The organism is Sporosarcina sp. P16b, assembly GCF_002743065.1.
Classification (GTDB): Bacteria; Bacillota; Bacilli; order Bacillales_A; family Planococcaceae; genus Sporosarcina.
The window spans coordinates 276,426-296,509 of the sequence record NZ_PDYO01000001.1 but is presented as its reverse complement, the minus strand read 5'-3'; the positions used below and the strand labels follow the sequence as shown (position 1 = coordinate 296,509).

Genomic DNA, 20,084 nt, shown 5'->3' with positions numbered 1-20,084 from the left:
TACGTTAATGAGTTAGTATACTATAAAAATAACATTAGATGCACGAAATGAAAAGTAGTAAAATGAAAAAACTGAAGGTAATCTCCATATGTCTGGAGTTATCTTCAGTCTACGAATAATCTGTGTCTATTTTTTTGTTATTTACTTCTCCTAAACACTTTGTGCCCATCGTATGAAAAGACCAAAGGTTTGTTCTCAAGTATTGTTTCGATATGCACGATACGTCCCCACAGTTGATGAATATGCGGTAAAACATGTTCCAAGTACGGGAGATCAAGTTCAGTGTCTTCATAGCGGTGAACAAGATACAATTCCCCATTTCGCATATAATCTCCATCGTCTACTACTATATAAGGAAAGCCACCGTTCACTCTCTGTCCAATTAGTTGATTCCGAACAGCATCGGTCTGTTTATCAGAGATTTTGTATTGGTCTTCCTGCTTTTGAAACACGTACAGATCTTCTTGTTTGATTAGGTCATCGGTCAAATAATTTCGAATGAACGATGTGTCATTTTCAATTTCACGCGCTTCAAATATTTTTTCGCGTCCCGTCACCATCTCTTCACCACGTGAAGTAGCTTCCTTAGCTAGTATATCGTACCGTTTCTCTATATCTTCATATATTTTGACACCGAGGTAATATGGATTAATTGAAGTCTTGGAAGGCTGCAGAACACTAGCATTAAGTTTTGCGAACTCAATTGTCTCTGAAGGCGTTAAATCCATTTGTCGAAGAATCGTTTGATGCCAATAAGATGCCCAACCTTCATTCATGATTTTCGTTTCCAACTGTGGCCAAAAATAAAGCATCTCTTCGCGTAACATCGTCAGAATGTCCGCTTGCCATTCCGTTAGATTACGACTGTTTTCAAGAATAAATAATAGGATGTCTTTTTCTGGTTCTTTCGGATTCTTTTTGTGCATTTCAATCGCTTGTTGTCCAGGTATTTTCCGTTGATCAAGGTCCCATAAATCTTCATATGCGCTTCTTCGGGGTTGTTGGTCAATAAAAGATGACGGAATGATGTCCCGCATCATACTTGGATCCACATGTTCTTGAATGGCTAATACCGCGTCAAGAAATGTTTCCACACATTTCTTACCGTAGCGTACTTCATAGTCCGCAATTCGTTCGGCTGTAGCTGCCATGCTTTCAACCATGTCTTTACGCGTTTTTGAAAAATAGGTATTATTTTTGAAGAAATCACAATGCGCCAATACATGCGCAATGATTAATTTATTTTGAATTAAACTATTCGTATTCAATAAAAATGCGTAACACGGATTTGAATTGATAACGAGCTCATATATCTTGCTTAATCCGATATCATATTGCAACTTCATCTTATGGAACTGCTTACCAAAACTCCAATGTGTAAAACGCGTAGGCATTCCATAGGCGCCAAATGTATATAGTATATCTGCTGGACAAATCTCATACCTCATCGGATAAAAGTCGAGTCCAAATCCACTGGCAATCTCCGTGATCTCATCAATTGCATAATATAATGCCTGTTGATCAGTCAGCGTAATCCCTCCGTTCGCTTTTCGAAGAACTTCTTGAGCGCAAAGTAGACATCGCGGTTTTTTTGCAAAATATAATAATTGAATTTGGGATGTTCAATTGATTTATACGCGGACATCAACGTGGACATTCTACGATGCTCATTGACTTCGGCATAACCAAACATATTCGATATCGCCAATAATTCATCCACGTATTCCAAACATTTCTTATTGTCACTTGTCATATTTTCCCCGTCCGAAAAGTGGACAGGATAGATATTATAACTAGTGGGTGGATAAAATTCTTTAATAACTTCCAATGCTTTACTATAAGCTGATGAACATCTGGTTCCGCCACTTTCCCCTTTGTTGAAGAAATTTTCCTCAGATACTACTTTAGCTTCCGTATGGTGCGCAATGAATTCGATTTCTACCGTCTCATACTTTGTCCGTAAAAACTTCGTCATCCAAAAGAAGAAACTTCGTGCCATATATTTCTCAAATTTGCCCATTGAACCACTCGTGTCCATCATGGCGATGACAACCGCTTTAGATTGTGGTTTCTCTACGGGATTCCATGTTTTAAATCGTAGATCGTCTTCCAGAATCGGTGCGACCTCAGCTTTCCCATTTATCGCATTACGTTTAATGGCAGATAACAATGTCCGTTTTTTATCAATATTACCGATTAATCCTTTTTTACGAATGTCTGTGAAATCAATGTCTTCAAGCGTTGTTACCGATTGTTCTTTCTGCTCTAAGTCCGGTAGCTCCAATTCTTTAAAGAACATCTCTTCCAACTCTTCTATCGAGACCTCTGTTTCATAGATATCTTGCCCTGGTTGATCACCCGCTTCTTTTCCTTCACCTGGCTGTGCTTTCTTTTCTCCTTGCGCCACTACGTCCCCTACCGCACTGTCGCCATCACCTTGGCCAACATGCTTGGACTTGTCGTGGTTGTAGCGAATTTTAAATTCATCTAATGAGCGAATTGGTATTTTGACCATGTCTTTTCCATTTGATAGTATAATGTTCTCTTCACTGATTAAGTCAGGTAAGTTACTTTTTAGTACTTCATTTATTTTATCTAAGTGGCGTTGCTGATCTTGGTGGCCTTTGCGATGGAGAGACCAATTTTCTTCAGTGACAACGAATCGACTTTTCTGGTTTTCTTCCACTCGTATCCCCGCCTATCTCTCGAACAATTTGTTTCCTTATCATATGCGGCAGCTGATTGAATATTTACAAAACGGCAACAAAACTAAAAAGAGACCTCGTGTATTGAGGTCTCTGAATTCAAAGTTCATTAGCTGGAATTAGTCTTAGGCAGTGGATTTGGGTAATAATTTATTGATGTGTATTAAAGCTAGGCTTGTGTTCGTTTTCCGACTTGAACTTAGACATGACTTGTAATAAGTATAGTCACAACAAAAATACACACTACCTATGATGACTAGTTTAAGTCATTACGCCGAGCGGCAAGCTTTTCAAGCTGTAGTTGCAACCCCAACGTAGACATTAATTCTATTCATATTTCCTATTCGGCTTACCGATTTAACAAACTTCCAACGTAACGCAGAAGATCGTTTGCTGAGACGGAATTGTAGCCATGTTCGTCTACTAGGCGCGCTACGACTTCATTCATCTTCTTCAATTGTGTCTCGTCGGGTGTAGTAGATGTTGTAGTAATCTTCACGACGTCCTTTAGATCGGTAAATAATTTTTTCTGGATTGCTTCACGCAAGCGGTCATGGGAACGGTAGTCGAAGCGCTGGTGTTTTCTAGCGTATGCGGAGATACGAATAAGGATTTCTTCACGGAATGCCTTTTTCGCATTTTCCGAAATTCCTATCTGCTCTTCTAACGAACGCATCAACTTTTCATCAGGGTTAATTTCCTCTCCCGTCAGCGTGTCGCGTAGTTTATTTTTATTGCAGTATGCTTCGACGTTATCCAAGTAATTATCCATTAAAGTTTTTGCAGACTCTTCATAAGAATAAACAAAAGCTTTCTGAACTTCTTTTTTCGCGATTTCGTCATACTCTTTACGCGCCATTGAAATATAATTCATATACGTGTCACGGTCCTCACTTGAAATGGAGGCGTGTTGATCGAAGCCGTCTTTTAACGCACGTAATACGTCTAGTGCATTGATACTTGGGACTTCTTTTCGGATAATCGCTGAAGAAATACGATTGATGACGTAGCGTGGATCGATTCCGTCCATACCTTCATCTATAAATTCGTTCTTCAGTTCTACCGCATCTGCATCGTTAAACCCTTCAACATTCTGTCCATCATACAGGCGCAATTTCTTTAATCGATCGATGCCTTGTTTTTTCGACGCTTTCAAACGTGTCAAAACAGAAAAAATAGCAGCCACTCGCAATGCATGCGGCGCAATGTGGACGTGAGCCATATCACTGTCACGAATCATTTTTTCATAGATCTTTTCTTCTGCACTTACTTTCAGATTATATGGAACTGGAATGACGATCAATCTTGAATGAAGCGCTTCGTTCTTTTTATTACTAATAAATGAACGATATTCCGTTTCATTTGTATGGGCAACGATTAGTTCATCTGCACTAATCAACGCAAATCTTCCTGCTTTAAAGTTTCCTTCTTGTGTTAAGGATAATAAGTGCCAAAGAAACTTTTCATCGAGCTTCAACATCTCTTGGAATTCCATCATGCCACGATTCGCTTTATTCAATTCCCCATCAAATCGGTACGCACGTGGATCTGACTCTGAACCATATTCAGCAATTGTAGAGAAGTCTATACTTCCGGTTAAATCAGCAATGTCTTGTGACTTCGGATCGGATGGTGTAAATGTTCCAATCCCAACACGGCGATCTTCCGAGAACAGAATGCGTTCCACTAGTACATTTTCAATTTTACCTTCAAATTCTTCTTCCAGTCGCAATTGATTTAAAGGAGATAAACTACCTTCGATTCGTATACCATACTCTTCAAAAAATGACTTCCTTAAAGATTCCGGAATCAAGTGTAAAGGGTCTTCATGCATCGGACACCCCTTAATAGCATAAACCGCTCCTTCATCCGTTCGAGAATAGGCTTCTAGCCCACGTTTTAACATCGTCACAATAGTAGATTTACCACCACTAACAGGTCCCATCAATAACAATACACGCTTCTTTACATCCAAACGCTTTGCTGCTGGATGAAAATATTCTTCTACTAAACGTTCGATAGACTCTTCCAGACCAAATAACTCTTCATCAAAGAAATTATAAATTTTCTTGCCGTCTCTTTTTTCAATTCCTGCACTTTTTATCATTTCATAAATACGAGAATGAGCGGTCTGTGCAACTTCTTTCCGCTCTTTTATTAATTCCAGATATTCCAAAAATGTACCTTCCCACTTCAACTGATTTTCTTCTTTGCGATAATTATGCAACTGACGAATGATATCCAACATATCTCCTCCAATTAGGCTATGATGTATTATCTTATGTTCATGAAGTGTAAAAGATTCATCACGTACATTGGAAGAAAAATTGAAAAGCTTATATTGCCACTACTTTCTTTTTTAAAATTCCGTTAAGATAGAATAAACACGTTTGAAAAAGGGGAGTTTTATGAGCAAACAACATAAAAAGGAAACTGTAGGACATATACTTAGACGCTACTTATTCATCTCAATTGGTGTCGTAATTACAGCAGTTGCGTTAGATTTATTTTTAATCCCTAACTCCGTAATTGACGGTGGCATAATCGGGATCGCACTCATATTGAATTTCATCTCTGGAGTACCTTTTGGGATTTTGATTTTGATCTTAAACTTGCCCTTCTTATTTTTCGGGTATAAACATATCGGCAAGAACTTCTTCTTCTCCTCTTCCTATTCGATTGCTTTGCTTGCCATTGTGGAATTCCCACTTAAAACTCTAGGTCCATTTGTAACAGACTCACTGTTAGCTACAGTCTTTGGAGGATTGTTGCTAGGGGCGGGTGTCGGAACCATCATACGGAATGGCGGGGCGCTTGACGGAACGGAGATTCTCGGCATTTTACTTACAAAAAAAATCCCCTACAGTGTTGGGGAATTCGTGATGTTCTTCAACCTTTTCATCTTTGGATGGGCAGGCTTTGTACTCGGACCAGAAAAAGCGATGTACTCGATCATTACATACTATATCGCTTCAAAAGCGATCGACATTGTGATCCAAGGCTTAGACGAAACCAAGGCTGTCTTTATTATTTCCGATGAATACCATGAGCTTAAGGAGGCGATTCGTCTGCGACTCGGCCGCAGCGTTACCATGTTGCACGGTCGCGGCGGCTATACAGACAATGAAAAAGACGTGATCTATGTAGTCGTGACAAGGCTAGAAATTTCCAAGCTTAAACAAATCACTACTGATATAGACCCTAATGCTTTTCTGACCATCATGAATACACATGAAACGCATGGAGCGACCTTCAAATCACCTATACATTAAAGAAACCGCCACTCATTCGAGTGGCGGTTTCGTGTCTCTTAGTGGAAGACAATGGTTTTATTGTTCTCTACAATTACTCGATCTTCAAGATGCCACTTTACTGCACGTGCAAGAACACGTCGTTCGATAGTGCGGCCAATTTTCTTCAATTGAACAATATCGTCCCGGTGATCCACACGCTCGATATCTTGTTCAATGATTGGACCTTCATCTAAGTCATTCGTTACATAATGTGACGTTGCCCCAATCAGTTTTACACCGCGTCCAAATGCTCTTTCATAAGGACGTGCACCGATGAAGGCTGGTAAGAAGGAATGATGGATATTGATAATCTGATTCGGGAAGTGACGGACGAATTCAGGTGTAAGTATTTGCATATAGCGTGCTAACACGAGTACATCTACGTCGTATTCTTCCATTAACTTCACTTGCTGTCTCTCTACATCTTGACGTATGTCCTTGTTCGCCGGGATGTAATGGAAAGGTATACCAAGTGCTTCAACCATTCCGCGCGCATCTTCATGGTTACTGATCACTACAACGATATCAGTATTTAAATCACCATTCTGCCATTCCCATAGTAATTCCATTAAACAATACGGTTCTTTGGAAACGAAAATGGCCGTTCGCTTTAGTTCCACTGCGTATGAAAAGCGATAGTCCATCTCATGTTGTTTCGCAATGTACTTGAAATCCTCTTCTATTTCTTCTTTTTTATCCAATAAATTGTCTAAATGGAAAGCGATACGTAGATAGAACGTGCCACCCTCTGGATCCGTTGAGTATTGGCTAGATTCTACGATATTGGCTTCGTATTGCAGCAAAAATGTTGAGACTGCGGATACAATTCCTGGTTTATCGGGGCATTGTATAAGCAGTCTTCCGATGTTTTTCTGTGCTGTTGATTGTTCTTCTAAATGTGTTGCAATTTTACTTTGGGCTGACATGTTTTCATCTCCTACAAATAATGTTACTGAAAGAATAAGTTCCCCAGCCAGAATGGCCAGGGATCGGGTGAACTCTTCTAATACAGTATGAAGCAAAGTGACGCTTTTCGCAAAAATCTTATTCCTGTGGTTTTTCTAAACCTCTGCCCATCCCTTTTAGGAAGTTCATACCGAATGTTAACGCCCGATTGATATCAGGATCGTGAATGGATTTCATCAGTTGTAAAACACCTGTTTTCTGACCTTCTTCATTTGCTTGCTCGGCTTCAGCTAATCCGTTTTGAACACTTTTTGAGAGTTGCTGAATTGTAGCTGGATCTAATGCCGTCAAAATTCCTGCACCCGCCATTAAATTATTGAGCATGTTTGTAACAGGTTCTCTTGATACTTGGTCTAACGCTATGCCCGTAATCTTTTCCTTTGAATGAAGCATTGCTTGTAGTGCGTCTAACGCACCCATCTTATGCAACTCACCCGTGATCTCCATAATTTTCTGCAAAGACTCTTCCTGTTCAGCAATTTTTTTCTGCAGTTCATCCAACTTATCTTGCTGTATTTCCAGTTCGGATCGTTCTTTTCTTTTAATCGAAGTTATGGGTGCCGCCATTGATCTTCACCTCACTAATTATTGATCTGTTAATTGGACATATCCTGGTCGATTCCACTTCCGCTCCACTTCTACACCGTTTTGCGGATGACGTTTCTTATCACGGTGGTTACTCTTAGGTAGTGGATTATCCCCTTGCTTTTCAAGTACTTCCATGCGAACCTTTGTCTGCTTGTAAGCCGGTGTATTCGTGCGTTCATCTGTAGCAGGCCCTGTTAGGAAATTGATTGCAGATTGCTTCTCTACTGAGTTCATCGGTAAGAATAATTCATTTTTTCGTACTCTGTCCGTGACAAGTGCGGGCAGTTTCAACGCACCATATGGAGAAATGAGTCTTACATAAGTACCTGTGACTACACCACGTTCTTTTGCTAATTCAGGAGAAATCTCTACAAATATATTGGGAACTTTCTCTTGAATACCATCTGACTTGTTCGTCATATTTCCTTCATGGAAATGTTCAAGCATACGACCATTATTGATATGAAGATCAAACTCTTCAGGGAATTTTACTGGTTCAATCCAATCCGATAATGCAAAGCGCGCTTTCTTATCTGGGAAATTAAAGCCGTCTGTATAAAGAAGTGGCGTACTTATCCCCTCTAGACTTCCCCAAAGGAAACTACCCCAACCTTCCAACATGTCGTAAGAAGCTTCTTTGAAAATAGGACTCAAACTTGCCATCTCAGCAAAGATGTCCCCTGGGTGTGTGTAATTCCAATCAGCGCCTAAGCGATTTGCAACTTCTTGGATGATCCACCAATCTTGACGGGAGTCACCTTTATTCGGTAAGGCCTTATAAAGTCGTTGAACACGACGTTCTGTATTTGTAAATGTACCATCTTTTTCAAGTGAAGGCACTGCAGGTAAAATGACGTCTGCGTATTGTGCTGTACGTGAGAAGAAAATATCTTGGACAACTAGGAAATCGAGCTTCGACAGTACATCATGTACATAGTTTGCATTCGAGTCCACTAGTGCCATATCTTCCCCTACAATATACATCCCCTTCATAATCCCATCATCAATCGAATGAAGCATTTGAATATTATCAAGACCCGGCTTACCCTCTATCTCTACACCATAAGCGCGCTCAAATTTTTCGCGTGCGGCATTGTCTGTAATATGCTGATAGCCAGGTAACCACCCCGGCAAACTTCCCATATCGCATGCACCTTGTACGTTGTTATGACCACGTAACGGATAAGCACCAGCGCCTGGACGGCGGTAATTTCCTGATGCCAGTAATAAATTGGATATGGCAGCTGAAGTGTCTGAACCTCCTGTATTTTGTGTAACTCCCATTCCCCATAAGATACATGTACCATCCGCATCACGAATCATTTCAGCTGTTTGAATCAATACTTCTTTTGAAACACCTGTTACTTGTTCTGCATATTCGAGTGTATAGCGTTTCAATACTTCATTAAAGTCATCAAAATGAAGGACATTTTCCTCAATAAACTGCTGATCATGCCAACCTTGGTCGATTAAGTATTTGGTCACTGCCATAAGCCATACTTGATCGGTTCCTTGTTGTGGTGTCATAAAGATATCTGCACGTTCAGCCATTTCATGCTTTCTGAGATCAGCTACGATTAACTTTTGACCGTGTAGCTTATGTGCGCGCTTTACACGCGTCGCGAGAACGGGATGACCTTCTGCAGGATTGGCACCTACAATGATGACCAATCCTGCTTCAGCAATATCTTTAATAGTTCCAGCGTCACCACCCATTCCAACAGTACGGAATAACCCATCTGTTGCAGGTGACTGGCAGTAGCGGGAACAATTGTCCACGTTATTTGTACCGAACACTTGTCGAGCAAATTTTTGAATGACATAGTTCTCTTCATTGGTAATTTTGGATGAGGAGATGACACCAATTCCATCTTTGCCATGCTCGTCACGGATTTGACCTAGATTTTTCGCGACTAGATCTAACGCTTCTTGCCAGGATGCTTCAACAAAATCGTTACCTTTACGAATAAGAGGCGATGTAATGCGTTCTTCACTGTTCACGAAATCCCAACCGAACTTCCCTTTGACACAAGTAGAAATCTGGTTGACAGGTGCCTCGGAAACCGGTTGAATTTTTAATATCGTACGATCTTTCGTCCAGACTTCGAATGAACAACCTACTCCACAAAATGTGCAGACTGTTTTGGTTTTATTGATTGTGGATTCTCTCATCGCGGATTCAACATCGGAAATCGCCATGATACTGCTATAACCTGGTTCTACATCCTTAATCAAATCAATCATAGGCTCCATCAATTCGTCACTCATCTTCGTCATAAATCCAGCTTCACCTAGCATCGTTTTTTCCATCAAGGCATTGCATGGACAAACCGTAATACAGTGACCGCAGCCTACGCAAGAAGAATCATTAATCTTCGCACCGCCATCCCATAGAACAATCGGCCGATCCCGTTCCCAGTCAATTGAAAGCGTCTCATTTACTTGTAAGTTTTGACATACTTCCACGCACTGTCCGCATGCGATACATTGATTTGGATCGTAACGATAGAACGGATGTGTGAAATCCACCGCATCTATTGAACATTTCGGTTCGTAGGGATATTTTTGTTCTTCCACTTCCAAAAGTGCCACGGTATTATGTACTTTACAGTTTCCATTATTGTTATCGCAAACCGTACAATATAGTAAATGATTTTCTAATATCCGATCCATTGCTTCCGTCTGCGCTTCCTTTGCACGCGGAGACGCTAATTTGACATCCATGCCGTCGACGGCTTGTGTTGAACAAGCACGTGTTAATTGGCCATTCACTTCGACGATGCACGTATCACACGTTTGTATCGGATCGACTTCCGGCAAATAACATATTTGGGGGTGCTCAATCTTATTTGCATTGATGATTTGGATGAGCGTCGACCCTGGTTCGAAATTATACATCTTATTATTGATTGAAATTGACATACAGGCGTCCTCCTTCTCAAATAAAAAAATCCACCATAAAAAAACCGTTAAGACGGTATTTTCTATGGTGGAATAGTTTCTTAACAGGACTTGCTAAAGAACCAATCCATACTTACTATTACATGTAGGTTGATGAACATCTAGCAATCACATACTAGATTTCCATCTATTATGTATTTAGTATAAAGTAATAAAGCGTATAATACAATGACCACATTAAAACAATTTGACTATTCTGTAAACGAAAAGAGGAAGTGCCCTATGAAGAAAGTTCATGAGTTTAATGATATCATCCGTAAATTACGAAAAGACTTATTCGGAAAAGGTCCCGAACGAATTCATACAATATTTATAGATAATATGGTGGTCTCTACTCTCTATGGTAATTTGACTCCCACTGAAAAGTTCATAGCGGGAACGCCAGAGGGAAAAGAGATGGTGCATCGTGCACGAACTAGCATGATTCAGGCAGTATATGCAAAAGAACCACCTGTAGCATTGGAAGAATTAGTCGAGGCGAAGTTTCTGCATTTATTCAGCGATTTTAAAATTGATGATGATATTGCAGTTTCAGTATTTTTATTCGATCGATCGATTGACTGAAGGGAGAAAAGATGATGAAACAGCAACAACAACGATCCATTATTCGATTTCAGGATGGAAAAGTTTTTGAAAAAGCAGATCAGGTCGCTGTTGAATATGCAATCACAATTAAACTAAACCACAAAGAATTTGCGACGATCGTATGTACGCCGGAATATATTGAGGATATGACTGTGGGCTTCTTGGCTTCAGAAGGAATCGTACCTAAGTGGGAACAAATCAAAGACATTCGACTTGATCTTGAAAATGGCTTCATTTACATCGATACGGATAAAGTCTACCCTTTCTTTGAACAATTGCAGAATAAACGGTATATCACATCTTGTTGCGGCATGAGCAGACAAGGCTATATCTTTGCAAATGATGCACTGACAGCGAAAAAGATGGATAGTATTTCTGTTCAACTGATACCTGCACAAATATTTTCCTTGATGCATCAATTGGAAGAACAGGCAGAAATGTTCCGACATACTGGCGGTGTTCACAATGCTGCTTTATGCGCTCCAGATCAATTATTATTATCCCGTATGGATATCGGCCGCCATAATGCGTTAGATAAAATTTATGGACACTGTCTGAGGAACGATATTTCTGTGCGAGATAAAATCATTGTGTTCAGCGGACGAATCTCCTCCGAAATATTACTTAAAGTCGCTAAAATTGGTTGTGAAATTGTATTATCAAAGTCTGCACCTACTGAATTAGCTTTGAGTTTAGCTGACGATTTAGGAATAACGACGGTTGGATTCATTCGTGGTGGATCTTTTAACGTGTACACACATCCTGAAAGAATCGTCATGGATACCACTAATCTTTTTTCGATTCCATGAAAATGTAATATTGACAATTTTGTGAATTACTAATATTATACTCCTTAATCCCTTCTTACATTCCAGTAATTGCTTAATTATCTCCCTTTTATTGTAATTTTATGACTAGGTAGTGTGTCAAATATTCTTTTAAAATACCGATTAGTCAAAGTTTTTGTTACTGGAATTGGAGCTGTGGAAGAATTTTGTTAAAAGGAGGGCTACGAATGAGAAAAACGAAGAACAGATGGCTGATCGCGTTATCTGCAGTAGGTATTCACATTTCTATCGGATCTGTTTATGCCTGGAGTAACTTCACTAATCCACTCATTGAAGAATTTGGATGGACCACAAGCCAAGTACAGCTGACGTTTAGTATAGCCATTTTATTTCTTGGTTTATCAGCTGCTTTTTTAGGTCACTTTGTAGAGAAATATGGTCCAAGAAAAGCAGGGTTACTTGCAGCTGTGTTCTTCGGAGTGGGCGTGACAGGTTCCGGACTCGCAGTAGGAATGTCTTCATTACCTATGCTGTATATTTTTTACGGTATGCTAGGTGGAATTGGCTTAGGGGTAGGCTATATTGCACCCGTTTCTACACTCGTCAAATGGTTCCCCGATCGCAGAGGGCTCGCTACGGGACTAGCCATCATGGGATTTGGGTTTGCTGCAGCCATCAGTAGTCCGATCATGGAATACTTGATCAGCAATGTCGGATTACAGAACACTTTTTATATTCTCGGTGTATCATATTTCTTAATTATGTTACTTTCTTCCCTGTATCTGGAAAAACCAGAAGAAGGATGGGCACCACCTGGATTTATTGAAAAAGTTCGTTTAGGGAAAACGGAAGTTAAAGAAGATCTTTCTCAATTGACAGCAAATCAAGCAGTTAAAACAAAACGCTTTTATTATTTATGGCTAATGTTGTTTATTAATGTGACTTGCGGTATCGCCATTCTCTCGGCTGCCAAACCAATGGCGATTGATAGTATTGGCATGACAACTATTCAAGCAGCCGCATTAGTTGGTGTGCTAGGCATCTTTAACGGGGCCGGCAGACTTGGCTGGGCTGCAATTTCGGATTATATCGGTCGTCCCAATACGTATACCACGTTCTTTGTCATTCAACTTGTCCTATTTGCCATTTTACCATTCACCACGAACGCAATTATATTCCAAGTGATTCTAGCCGTAATCTATACATGCTACGGAGGGGGGTTCGCCTCTATCCCGGCATATATTGGTGATATTTTTGGAACAAGACAACTTGGGGCCATCCACGGTTATATTTTAACTGCATGGTCTGCGGCTGGAGTGGCTGGACCGATGTTTGCAGCATGGATGAAAGATACAACAGGCAGTTACGAAAGTAGCTTATTATTCTTCGCCGGCTTGTTCGCAGTGGCTCTACTAATTTCCTTGCTCATTCGAGTGGATATTAAAAGACTACGCAATGAAAGAGAAGGAATTATGCCAGCTGAACCCGCTATAGCAGCAACAAAATAAAAACTCGCGAACGTCACTTCGAAAGGAATGACGTTCGCGAGTTTTATTTTTCCGTTTGATTAAACGTGTCTCCACCCTCAATAGTGCCTAATTCAAAACCACGTTCGAACCAGTACATTCGTTGTTTTGCTGTACCGTGTGTGAAACTCTCTGGAACAACATACCCTCTCGCGCGTTTTTGAATCGTATCGTCACCAACCGCACTCGCGGCAGTAATTGCTTCCTGTAAATCTCCTTGCTCCAAGTATCCTCGTCCTTTTGCATGATGTGCCCAGACTCCTGCAAAATAATCTGCTTGCAATTCAAATCTTACTAAATATTTATTAAATTCCTTTTCACTCATTTTTTGACGTAGCGGCATCACTTGATCTGAAATTCCAAGGAGCGTTTGCACATGGTGCCCTACCTCATGGGCTACTACATAGGCCATGGCAAAATCACCTGGCGCTTTAAATGAACTCTGTAATTCATTATAAAATGCTAAATCAATATACAGTTTTTGATCACCCGGGCAATAAAATGGCCCTGCAGCTGCACTTCCGTAACCACAAGCTGTATCCACTTGACCCGAATAAAGAACTAACTTAGGGTTCTCATATTGAATTCCTTGTTGAGCGAATAACTCCGACCAAATATCTTCTGTATCTGCAAGCACAACCGAAACAAAATCCGCCAATTCTTTATCTTGTGCAGTTTCCACGTATGGTTGATCAGGGACTGCTGAACTATTATCTAATAAGTCTGTTGGATTTCCACCCAAAATGAGAAATAATATAATACCAACAATTCCAAGACCACCCCCGCCTAATGCAATCGCACCGCCTCCGCCACTCCTTCCTCTTCGATCCTCTACATTTGAACTTTTTCTGCGTCCATCTGTTTTCATACTCTCTCCCTCGTTTCGGCTTTATGTGAGCTGAACTTTACATCACTATGTAGTAGCTACTTGACTTCAATTTACCCTATTTCTCACCGAAACAAACAAGACAACCCTCTTAATTGATTGGACGAATTGTTGCGAATTGGCAGTTAGCTATTCCCCATGTATGATTTTTCATATATACTTTACTTTAGAGTTGTAAACTAATGAAGGAGTGATTTTTTTGATTGAGCAAAAGTCTGTCTATAATTTTAACGCGGGTCCATCCGCACTTCCACGCGAAGTTCTTGAAAAAGCACAAGCTGAACTAGTGGATTTCAAAGAATCTGGAATGTCTATTATGGAAATGAGTCACCGCAGTGCTACCTATGAACAAGTACATAATCAAGCAATTGAGCGTTTACGTTCTTTATTCTCAATTCCTGAAAACTATGAAATACTATTCTTGCAAGGCGGAGCTAGTCTACAATTTGCAATGGTGCCACTGAATTTCTTATCAAAAGGGAAAAAAGCTAGCTACATTATGTCTGGTGCATGGTCAGATAAAGCACTTAAAGAAGCAAAGACAATCGGTGAAGTATACGAAGCAGCTTCTACAAAAAATACAAATTATAATCGCGTCCCATCTTCTGATGAAATTACATTTGAAGAGACGGATGCCTACGTGCACATCACTTCAAATAACACGATTTTCGGCACCCAATTCCATGAGTTCCCTTCTACTGGAAATGTTCCGTTAATAGCAGATATGTCTAGTGATATTCTGTCAAGACCACTTGACGTCAGTCAATTCGGAATGATTTATGCAGGTGCACAAAAAAACCTCGGACCTTCGGGCGTTACAGTTGCGATTATCCGCAAAGACTTGTTGGACAAAGCGAATAGTGAAATTCCAACTATATTGAAATACCAAACACATTCATCAAGTAACTCTTTATATAACACTCCCCCATCTTTCGGTATTTACATGTTGGGTGAAGTTCTTGGTTGGATGCAACAACAAGGCGGCATTGAGAAGATTGCAGAGCGCAATGAAGAAAAAGCGAATCTGATCTATGACGCGATCGATAACAGCAACGGTTTCTATACAGGACATGCTGAAAAAGGAAGTCGTTCATTAATGAACATCACGTTCCGTGTAGCGGATGAAGAGTTGGAAAAAAAATTCTTAGAAGAGGCTAAAGAGGCGGGATTCGTTGGGCTGAATGGTCATCGTTCCGTAGGCGGATGTCGTGCTTCTACTTACAACGCAGTACCATTTGAAGCTTGTCTGGCTTTACAGAAATTCATGCTGGATTTTCAAGAAAAACATAAATAAAACCTAAAAAGCCAAGTCACTTTATAAGTGACTTGGTTTTTTACTGCTCCACAATTAAAAATTCTTTTTGAAATGCTAATTGTAAAGAACTAAATGTTTGGATATTTTTAAAGTCTAAACCAAGCTCTGTCGATGCTTGAGCAATTGCCGGTAAAATCCCTGTAATTGTGCATCTCGTCCCTAATAGAGATAACACTTTTGTCACTTGAAAAATCTGCTGGGCTACATGTGTATCAATAACGGTCACACCCGATAAATCAATGAATAAGTGTTCAATACCAGACTCTAAACTTTTCTCTGGAATGCTTTCCAACATACTTTGTGCACGCAGTTCATCCAACTCTCCAATTAGCGGTACCACGCCAATTTCGTCAGTAATTTTGATGACGGGAGAGCTTAATTCATTAATTAAGCTTTGTTGGATATCGAACTTGCCACTAATATATTCATTGTAGGCTTCTGCGAAACTAATGTAGATCTGATCAAATGCATTATTAATGGTTTCACTCCAGCGCATATAATCATCAATTATAATTTCGTCTTTATGGACCAAATAAAATTCTTTTACGAAGCGCCAATATGTTAAACGAACATTACTCAAAGCTTGAATTACATCTTCTATAGGTGTATTACTTTTCACTCTGCTACGGGCGACAACCGCTGCCCATTTTATTTTATTCTTCTCAAAGATTTCAGGATCATCAAGTAAACTGCTGATGACTGTTAAATTTGTGAGTTTATTTTGTTCCCGAAGTGTTTCTTCCATTTCTGGATGTGCAGTTAGCGAATAAATAGAGTTTTTTTCCACTTTTCTCATTGCTAGCCAAGAAGTTGTAATTTCAGGTAGCTTTGCTAGTAAATACTCATAAAGCTTAACGTCGAGCTGTTTCATCTTATATCCCCCTGGATACATTCCTCTATGTTATCGAATGTATATAATTAATTGATTAGATTCAAAGTCAAATATATTTAATATGACCCCGAGAACCGTTATGTATTTGTATATAGATTCATAATACGTGATTCCGTATTCTTTTTCATATTGCGCAATCGGAAACATATACTGTTCGTCAGTTGGGTTCGGCAAAAATTTCCAGGGCCTTGGAGACTCCTTGGATTTTTCCGCATGCGCATCTAATAATGTAGTATAAAAACTTTCTACCATTTCTTTTGGTAGATCATAAGATATAATAGAATCCACTGTTTCAACAGTTTCTAGATTTTTTTGCAACCAATAAACAATTGCATGCTCAATAGGTGCTGAATGAACACGTTTCAAAAGGCTTTCGGATATAAGTTCAATTTGAAGATGTAGTTTCTTATGATACGTAATATACAAAAACTTCATTTCTTCATCTCCTGTGTAAAAGACCTTTTTATAAACATTTATATGACTAGTATACCTATTCCCACACCTACTGTTCTAGTATTCTTAATACTTTGTTCCGTCATATCCGTATTCCTTCAGTAATTCTTCAAAACTTTTATTTTTTTCACGTTCTTTTCGCTCTTGAATGCGTTTTTCTTTTTCTTGTTCTAGTTTTATTTCTTCTTCCACTTTCATCTCCCGTTTCATTCCTTTTAATTTAGCTAACATATCTTCACTTACTAAATCTGAAAGTGAAGTTGCAGAATCATCTACGATATGGTTGCTCCGATTATTTGATACTTTTCGTTGTTTTTTTGACATACTAATCACTACTTTCTATTTGATAAAGAGTTGCATATTATTGTTATATCAAGTTAATTGACAAGGTTTTTACATTGCCCTAATTCACTTATTTTACGTACAATAGATTGAAGGAGGGATGTTTATGTATAGTTTACCAAAGAACGTAACGTTAATCGAGGTTGGACCACGCGACAGTTTACAAAATGAAAAAAACAGTATCCCAACTGATCAAAAATTAGCTTTTATACACGCTTTACAGCGGGCAGGTATACATGAAATGGAAGTTACTTCTTTTGTATCGCCTAAGTGGGTTCCTCAAATGTCAGACTCCAAAGAAATTATGAATCGGGTAAACAAACAAGGCAGGCAACTTGTTCTCACACCGAATGCACATGGTGTGGAGAATGCCCTAAAAGCTGGTGCAGATAGTATGGCGGTGTTTGTAGGCGTAAGTGATACATTCAACCAACATAATATCAATCAATCCACTACAGAAAGCACGGAGACACTACGACCAATTATCAATCGGCTCAAAAATAATCATCAGTTTGTGAGAGCCTGTATTTCTACAGCATTTCATTGTCCGTATGAAGGTTTCATTCCACTTGAAAAAACTCTAGCTCTTTGTAAGAAGTTTGTTGATATGGGTGTAGATGAATTAAGTGTGGCAGATACTGATGGTATGGCAAATCCTTTAGCCAGTTTTACTCTGTTTCATGAACTGAAAAAGCAATTTCCAGACATTTTGCTCACAGCACATTTCTATGATACCTATAAATTTGGGTTAGCTAATATTTACGCCTCTATGCAAGCAGGGATTGATATGGACAAAATATGTGCAGCAGTGGATGAAGTTGCACCTTATCTATCACGTCCTATTGAAACAGCCATGTATAACTTATATAGGAGAAAACAGTAAATAGGAAGGAAGATTTTGTTGAGACGTAGAGTAATGTATATTTTCGGTATCACGTCAAGTGTTTTTACAGCGCTTCTAACATTTTTCGGGATACTTGTCACTAATCGTCTAATGTATTTAAAAACCAAAGATTCAGAAGTTATTTTGCAGCGCGAGATGATTGCTAAACGCTTTGATCGTCAGTGGTTTGAAACTATTAGAAAAGATGACATTTGGATCCCTTCACCTAACGGCTATAACTTACGCGCGATTTTCTTGCGGCCTTTGGATACAACGCGAACGGTTGTCATTTGCCATGGCGTAACAGAAAACAAAGTGAATTCCATCAAATATGCACGTCTGTTTGAACGTTTAGGATTTAATTCTGTTATTTTTGATCATCGGCGGCATGGTGATTCTGGTGGAAAAACAACAAGTTTTGGATTCTATGAAAAAATGGATCTGAAAGAAGTTGTAACAGCTGTTCGTAAACGTGTAGGTAAGCGCGCTTTAATTGGCATACACGGTGAATCCATGGGAGCCGCCACTACGCTTTTGTACGCAGGTACCTATGAAGATGAGGCAGATTTTTATATAGCCGATTGTCCATTCTCAGATTTCTCAGAGCAACTATTGCATATCATTCGTACGGAGATGCCGTTTAAGACTTCTATGAGTTTGCGAATCGCCAATTTATTTTTAAAAATTCGTGATGGCTATACTTCAGCGGCGGTTTCCCCCCGCGAAGTGATGAAGTTTATTGATAAACCCGTGTTATTCATCCACAGCATGGAAGACACGTTCATTTTGCCCCAAATGACGGAAGAGTTATACGAATTAAAAGAAGGCGATAAAATGATGAAGCTTTTTGCGAAAGGAGCACATGCCAAATCGTATAATGATAACCCCGATGAATATTTACAAACGGTTCAAAGGTTTTTGAATCGCTTCCGTTTATATTCATGACAATATAATAGAAAATAAAAAATCTCCGTGTTAGCGAATTTGCTAATCACGGAGTTTTACTTTATTTTTTTTTGGCTGGCTTGTCTTGAACCTTGTTCATTTGAGCCATCATTTGATTAATTTTCTTTTGAGAAGGTTTCTGTCCCATTTGCATCATCATCATACGTAACATTTGTTCATTAATTGGCGGATTGTCCTTCAAATAATTCATCATATATTTACGTGCTATGAAAAAGCCGAGAGCTACTCCGCCGATCAAAGCGACGACGATCAATAAAATTGCTATCCATAAAGTCATTACTGCCAAACCTCCCTCATAAAAATAGTTCGATTACATACTACCAAGAAGGATTATACAACATAGCAGCAGTGAATAGCAATGACTGTATGCAAATTGTGCGGAAGTTTTTACATCATCGAATTTTCTAGTATCATGCGTTCAGAGTGTTTAAGTGGTTTGAGCCACCCACATTCTTCCTGTTCATTCATCACGGCAAAAAAACGATCTGTTGAAGAGGATAGCGCTACAAATAAATCTAGATCCAACATCCGTGATCCTTGACAATACACTAGTATACTATGCGTACCCATTTTGATGAAGACTTCTCCTTTGATTAAGTGTGTCAAACGGTATTCATTATGATATGAATCCAGTTCATCAAAACTTTTCGCCAAGTTATTCTGAATGATGTGATCTAGTTCTCTTTGATTTAATTGATCACATAAATATTCAATTTCATGATAGTTCGTAGAAGGACCTACTGTTAGTAACTCAAATAATAAACGTTCACGCCCCATTATGAAGGATTGATACGCTGACTTAATTTTAAAAATTTCATACTTCCTCATAACGAACACCTCCTACTATCTATCATAGAACTTGTCCTTAGTAAATCGTGTCAGTTTGCGGAAAACTTCCTCACTATTATTGTCGTAAAGCTGCGCAAAAAAAACAC

General features: G+C 39.3%; 19 protein-coding genes. 7 read left to right on the top strand and 12 right to left on the bottom strand.

The annotated features are described in order from the left end of the window. Nucleotides 1-137: 137 nt before the first annotated feature. The 3 genes from CSV77_RS01460 to CSV77_RS01450 all read right to left on the bottom strand — a co-directional run bounded on the left by CSV77_RS01460 (nt 138) and on the right by CSV77_RS01450 (nt 4,953). Nucleotides 138-1,529 (bottom strand): SpoVR family protein, encoded by a 1,392-nt coding sequence (locus CSV77_RS01460; RefSeq protein ID WP_099631011.1) that lies wholly within the window; start codon nt 1,527-1,529, stop codon nt 138-140. Further along, the gene (yhbH, locus tag CSV77_RS01455) at nt 1,526-2,686 is read right to left on the bottom strand and encodes a sporulation protein YhbH (RefSeq protein WP_099672020.1); all 1,161 of its coding nucleotides are present in this window, start codon (nt 2,684-2,686) and stop codon (nt 1,526-1,528) included. Before yhbH ends, CSV77_RS01460 begins: the two co-directional genes overlap by 4 nt. Nucleotides 2,687-3,054: 368 nt before the next feature. Continuing rightward, complete coding sequence (locus CSV77_RS01450) at nt 3,055-4,953, bottom strand: PrkA family serine protein kinase (protein WP_369802712.1); 1,899 nt, start codon at nt 4,951-4,953, stop codon at nt 3,055-3,057. A gap of 160 nt (nt 4,954-5,113) precedes the next feature. Here CSV77_RS01450 and CSV77_RS01445 point away from each other — a divergent pair, with 160 nt between their 5' ends. Further along, complete coding sequence (locus CSV77_RS01445) at nt 5,114-5,977, top strand: YitT family protein (RefSeq protein WP_099635986.1); 864 nt, start codon at nt 5,114-5,116, stop codon at nt 5,975-5,977. Between the two features lie 38 nt (nt 5,978-6,015). Here the strand turns inward: CSV77_RS01445 and purU are convergent, their stop codons facing one another. The 3 genes from purU to fdhF form a co-directional block, all read right to left on the bottom strand. Next, nucleotides 6,016-6,924, bottom strand: coding sequence for a formyltetrahydrofolate deformylase (gene purU, locus CSV77_RS01440; protein ID WP_099631007.1), 909 nt, complete (start codon nt 6,922-6,924; stop codon nt 6,016-6,018). 118 nt (nt 6,925-7,042) lie between these two features. Continuing rightward, on the bottom strand, nt 7,043-7,531 hold the full coding sequence (locus CSV77_RS01435) for a helical membrane plugin domain-containing protein (RefSeq protein ID WP_099672018.1): 489 nt from the start codon (nt 7,529-7,531) through the stop codon (nt 7,043-7,045). 18 nt (nt 7,532-7,549) lie between these two features. Further along, a complete protein-coding gene (gene fdhF, locus CSV77_RS01430) occupies nt 7,550-10,474 on the bottom strand; it encodes a formate dehydrogenase subunit alpha (protein WP_099672017.1) in 2,925 nt (974 codons plus the stop codon). A gap of 261 nt (nt 10,475-10,735) precedes the next feature. Here fdhF and CSV77_RS01425 point away from each other — a divergent pair, with 261 nt between their 5' ends. The 3 genes from CSV77_RS01425 to CSV77_RS01415 all read left to right on the top strand — a co-directional run bounded on the left by CSV77_RS01425 (nt 10,736) and on the right by CSV77_RS01415 (nt 13,394). Further along, complete coding sequence (locus CSV77_RS01425) at nt 10,736-11,077, top strand: Na-translocating system protein MpsC family protein (RefSeq protein ID WP_099631004.1); 342 nt, start codon at nt 10,736-10,738, stop codon at nt 11,075-11,077. A gap of 11 nt (nt 11,078-11,088) precedes the next feature. Then, complete coding sequence (gene fdhD / locus CSV77_RS01420) at nt 11,089-11,907, top strand: formate dehydrogenase accessory sulfurtransferase FdhD (protein ID WP_144034647.1); 819 nt, start codon at nt 11,089-11,091, stop codon at nt 11,905-11,907. 206 nt (nt 11,908-12,113) lie between these two features. Then, complete coding sequence (locus CSV77_RS01415) at nt 12,114-13,394, top strand: L-lactate MFS transporter (protein WP_099672015.1); 1,281 nt, start codon at nt 12,114-12,116, stop codon at nt 13,392-13,394. Nucleotides 13,395-13,437: 43 nt separating this feature from the next. Here the strand turns inward: CSV77_RS01415 and ypfJ are convergent, their stop codons facing one another. Continuing rightward, nucleotides 13,438-14,280, bottom strand: a complete 843-nt coding sequence (gene ypfJ, locus CSV77_RS01410) for a KPN_02809 family neutral zinc metallopeptidase (RefSeq protein WP_099672014.1) — start codon at nt 14,278-14,280, stop codon at nt 13,438-13,440. A gap of 217 nt (nt 14,281-14,497) precedes the next feature. Between ypfJ and serC the strand changes: the two genes are divergently transcribed. Then, nucleotides 14,498-15,592, top strand: coding sequence for a 3-phosphoserine/phosphohydroxythreonine transaminase (serC, locus tag CSV77_RS01405; RefSeq protein WP_099672013.1), 1,095 nt, complete (start codon nt 14,498-14,500; stop codon nt 15,590-15,592). Nucleotides 15,593-15,632: 40 nt separating this feature from the next. On the opposite strand, the gene CSV77_RS01400 is transcribed toward serC, so the two are convergent. The 3 genes from CSV77_RS01400 to CSV77_RS01390 all read right to left on the bottom strand — a co-directional run bounded on the left by CSV77_RS01400 (nt 15,633) and on the right by CSV77_RS01390 (nt 17,282). Continuing rightward, complete coding sequence (locus tag CSV77_RS01400) at nt 15,633-16,484, bottom strand: STAS domain-containing protein (protein WP_099672012.1); 852 nt, start codon at nt 16,482-16,484, stop codon at nt 15,633-15,635. Between the two features lie 30 nt (nt 16,485-16,514). Further along, the gene (locus CSV77_RS01395; protein ID WP_099672011.1) at nt 16,515-16,940 is read right to left on the bottom strand and encodes a hypothetical protein; all 426 of its coding nucleotides are present in this window, start codon (nt 16,938-16,940) and stop codon (nt 16,515-16,517) included. An 84-nt stretch (nt 16,941-17,024) separates the two neighbouring features. Continuing rightward, nucleotides 17,025-17,282, bottom strand: a complete 258-nt coding sequence (locus tag CSV77_RS01390) for a YqkE family protein (RefSeq protein WP_099672010.1) — start codon at nt 17,280-17,282, stop codon at nt 17,025-17,027. A gap of 124 nt (nt 17,283-17,406) precedes the next feature. Here CSV77_RS01390 and CSV77_RS01385 point away from each other — a divergent pair, with 124 nt between their 5' ends. Then, entirely contained in the window at nt 17,407-18,183 is a 777-nt protein-coding gene (locus CSV77_RS01385) for a hydroxymethylglutaryl-CoA lyase (protein ID WP_099672009.1), read from the top strand. Between the two features lie 18 nt (nt 18,184-18,201). Continuing rightward, nucleotides 18,202-19,128, top strand: coding sequence for an alpha/beta hydrolase (locus CSV77_RS01380; protein WP_099630996.1), 927 nt, complete (start codon nt 18,202-18,204; stop codon nt 19,126-19,128). A 61-nt stretch (nt 19,129-19,189) separates the two neighbouring features. Here the strand turns inward: CSV77_RS01380 and CSV77_RS01375 are convergent, their stop codons facing one another. Both CSV77_RS01375 and sirA read right to left on the bottom strand, forming a co-directional pair. After that, entirely contained in the window at nt 19,190-19,426 is a 237-nt protein-coding gene (locus tag CSV77_RS01375) for a YneF family protein (protein WP_029053123.1), read from the bottom strand. A 110-nt stretch (nt 19,427-19,536) separates the two neighbouring features. Continuing rightward, nucleotides 19,537-19,977, bottom strand: coding sequence for a sporulation inhibitor of replication protein SirA (gene sirA / locus CSV77_RS01370; protein WP_099672008.1), 441 nt, complete (start codon nt 19,975-19,977; stop codon nt 19,537-19,539). Between the last annotated feature and the right edge of the window lie 107 nt (nt 19,978-20,084).

What these genes read in the sequence shown, in the direction of transcription:
- purU (WP_099631007.1), bottom strand. Translation starts at nt 6,924, where the DNA reads ATGTCAGCCCAAAGTAAAATTGCAACACATTTAGAAGAACAATCAACA.
- CSV77_RS01395 (WP_099672011.1), bottom strand. Translation starts at nt 16,940, where the DNA reads ATGAAGTTTTTGTATATTACGTATCATAAGAAACTACATCTTCAAATT.
- CSV77_RS01425 (WP_099631004.1), top strand. Translation starts at nt 10,736, where the DNA reads ATGAAGAAAGTTCATGAGTTTAATGATATCATCCGTAAATTACGAAAA.
- CSV77_RS01435 (WP_099672018.1), bottom strand. Translation starts at nt 7,531, where the DNA reads ATGGCGGCACCCATAACTTCGATTAAAAGAAAAGAACGATCCGAACTG.
- fdhD (WP_144034647.1), top strand. Translation starts at nt 11,089, where the DNA reads ATGATGAAACAGCAACAACAACGATCCATTATTCGATTTCAGGATGGA.
- CSV77_RS01400 (WP_099672012.1), bottom strand. Translation starts at nt 16,484, where the DNA reads ATGAAACAGCTCGACGTTAAGCTTTATGAGTATTTACTAGCAAAGCTA.
- CSV77_RS01385 (WP_099672009.1), top strand. Translation starts at nt 17,407, where the DNA reads ATGTATAGTTTACCAAAGAACGTAACGTTAATCGAGGTTGGACCACGC.
- CSV77_RS01450 (WP_369802712.1), bottom strand. Translation starts at nt 4,953, where the DNA reads ATGTTGGATATCATTCGTCAGTTGCATAATTATCGCAAAGAAGAAAAT.
- CSV77_RS01415 (WP_099672015.1), top strand. Translation starts at nt 12,114, where the DNA reads ATGAGAAAAACGAAGAACAGATGGCTGATCGCGTTATCTGCAGTAGGT.
- CSV77_RS01445 (WP_099635986.1), top strand. Translation starts at nt 5,114, where the DNA reads ATGAGCAAACAACATAAAAAGGAAACTGTAGGACATATACTTAGACGC.
- fdhF (WP_099672017.1), bottom strand. Translation starts at nt 10,474, where the DNA reads ATGTCAATTTCAATCAATAATAAGATGTATAATTTCGAACCAGGGTCG.
- CSV77_RS01390 (WP_099672010.1), bottom strand. Translation starts at nt 17,282, where the DNA reads ATGTCAAAAAAACAACGAAAAGTATCAAATAATCGGAGCAACCATATC.
- CSV77_RS01375 (WP_029053123.1), bottom strand. Translation starts at nt 19,426, where the DNA reads ATGACTTTATGGATAGCAATTTTATTGATCGTCGTCGCTTTGATCGGC.
- ypfJ (WP_099672014.1), bottom strand. Translation starts at nt 14,280, where the DNA reads ATGAAAACAGATGGACGCAGAAAAAGTTCAAATGTAGAGGATCGAAGA.
- sirA (WP_099672008.1), bottom strand. Translation starts at nt 19,977, where the DNA reads ATGAGGAAGTATGAAATTTTTAAAATTAAGTCAGCGTATCAATCCTTC.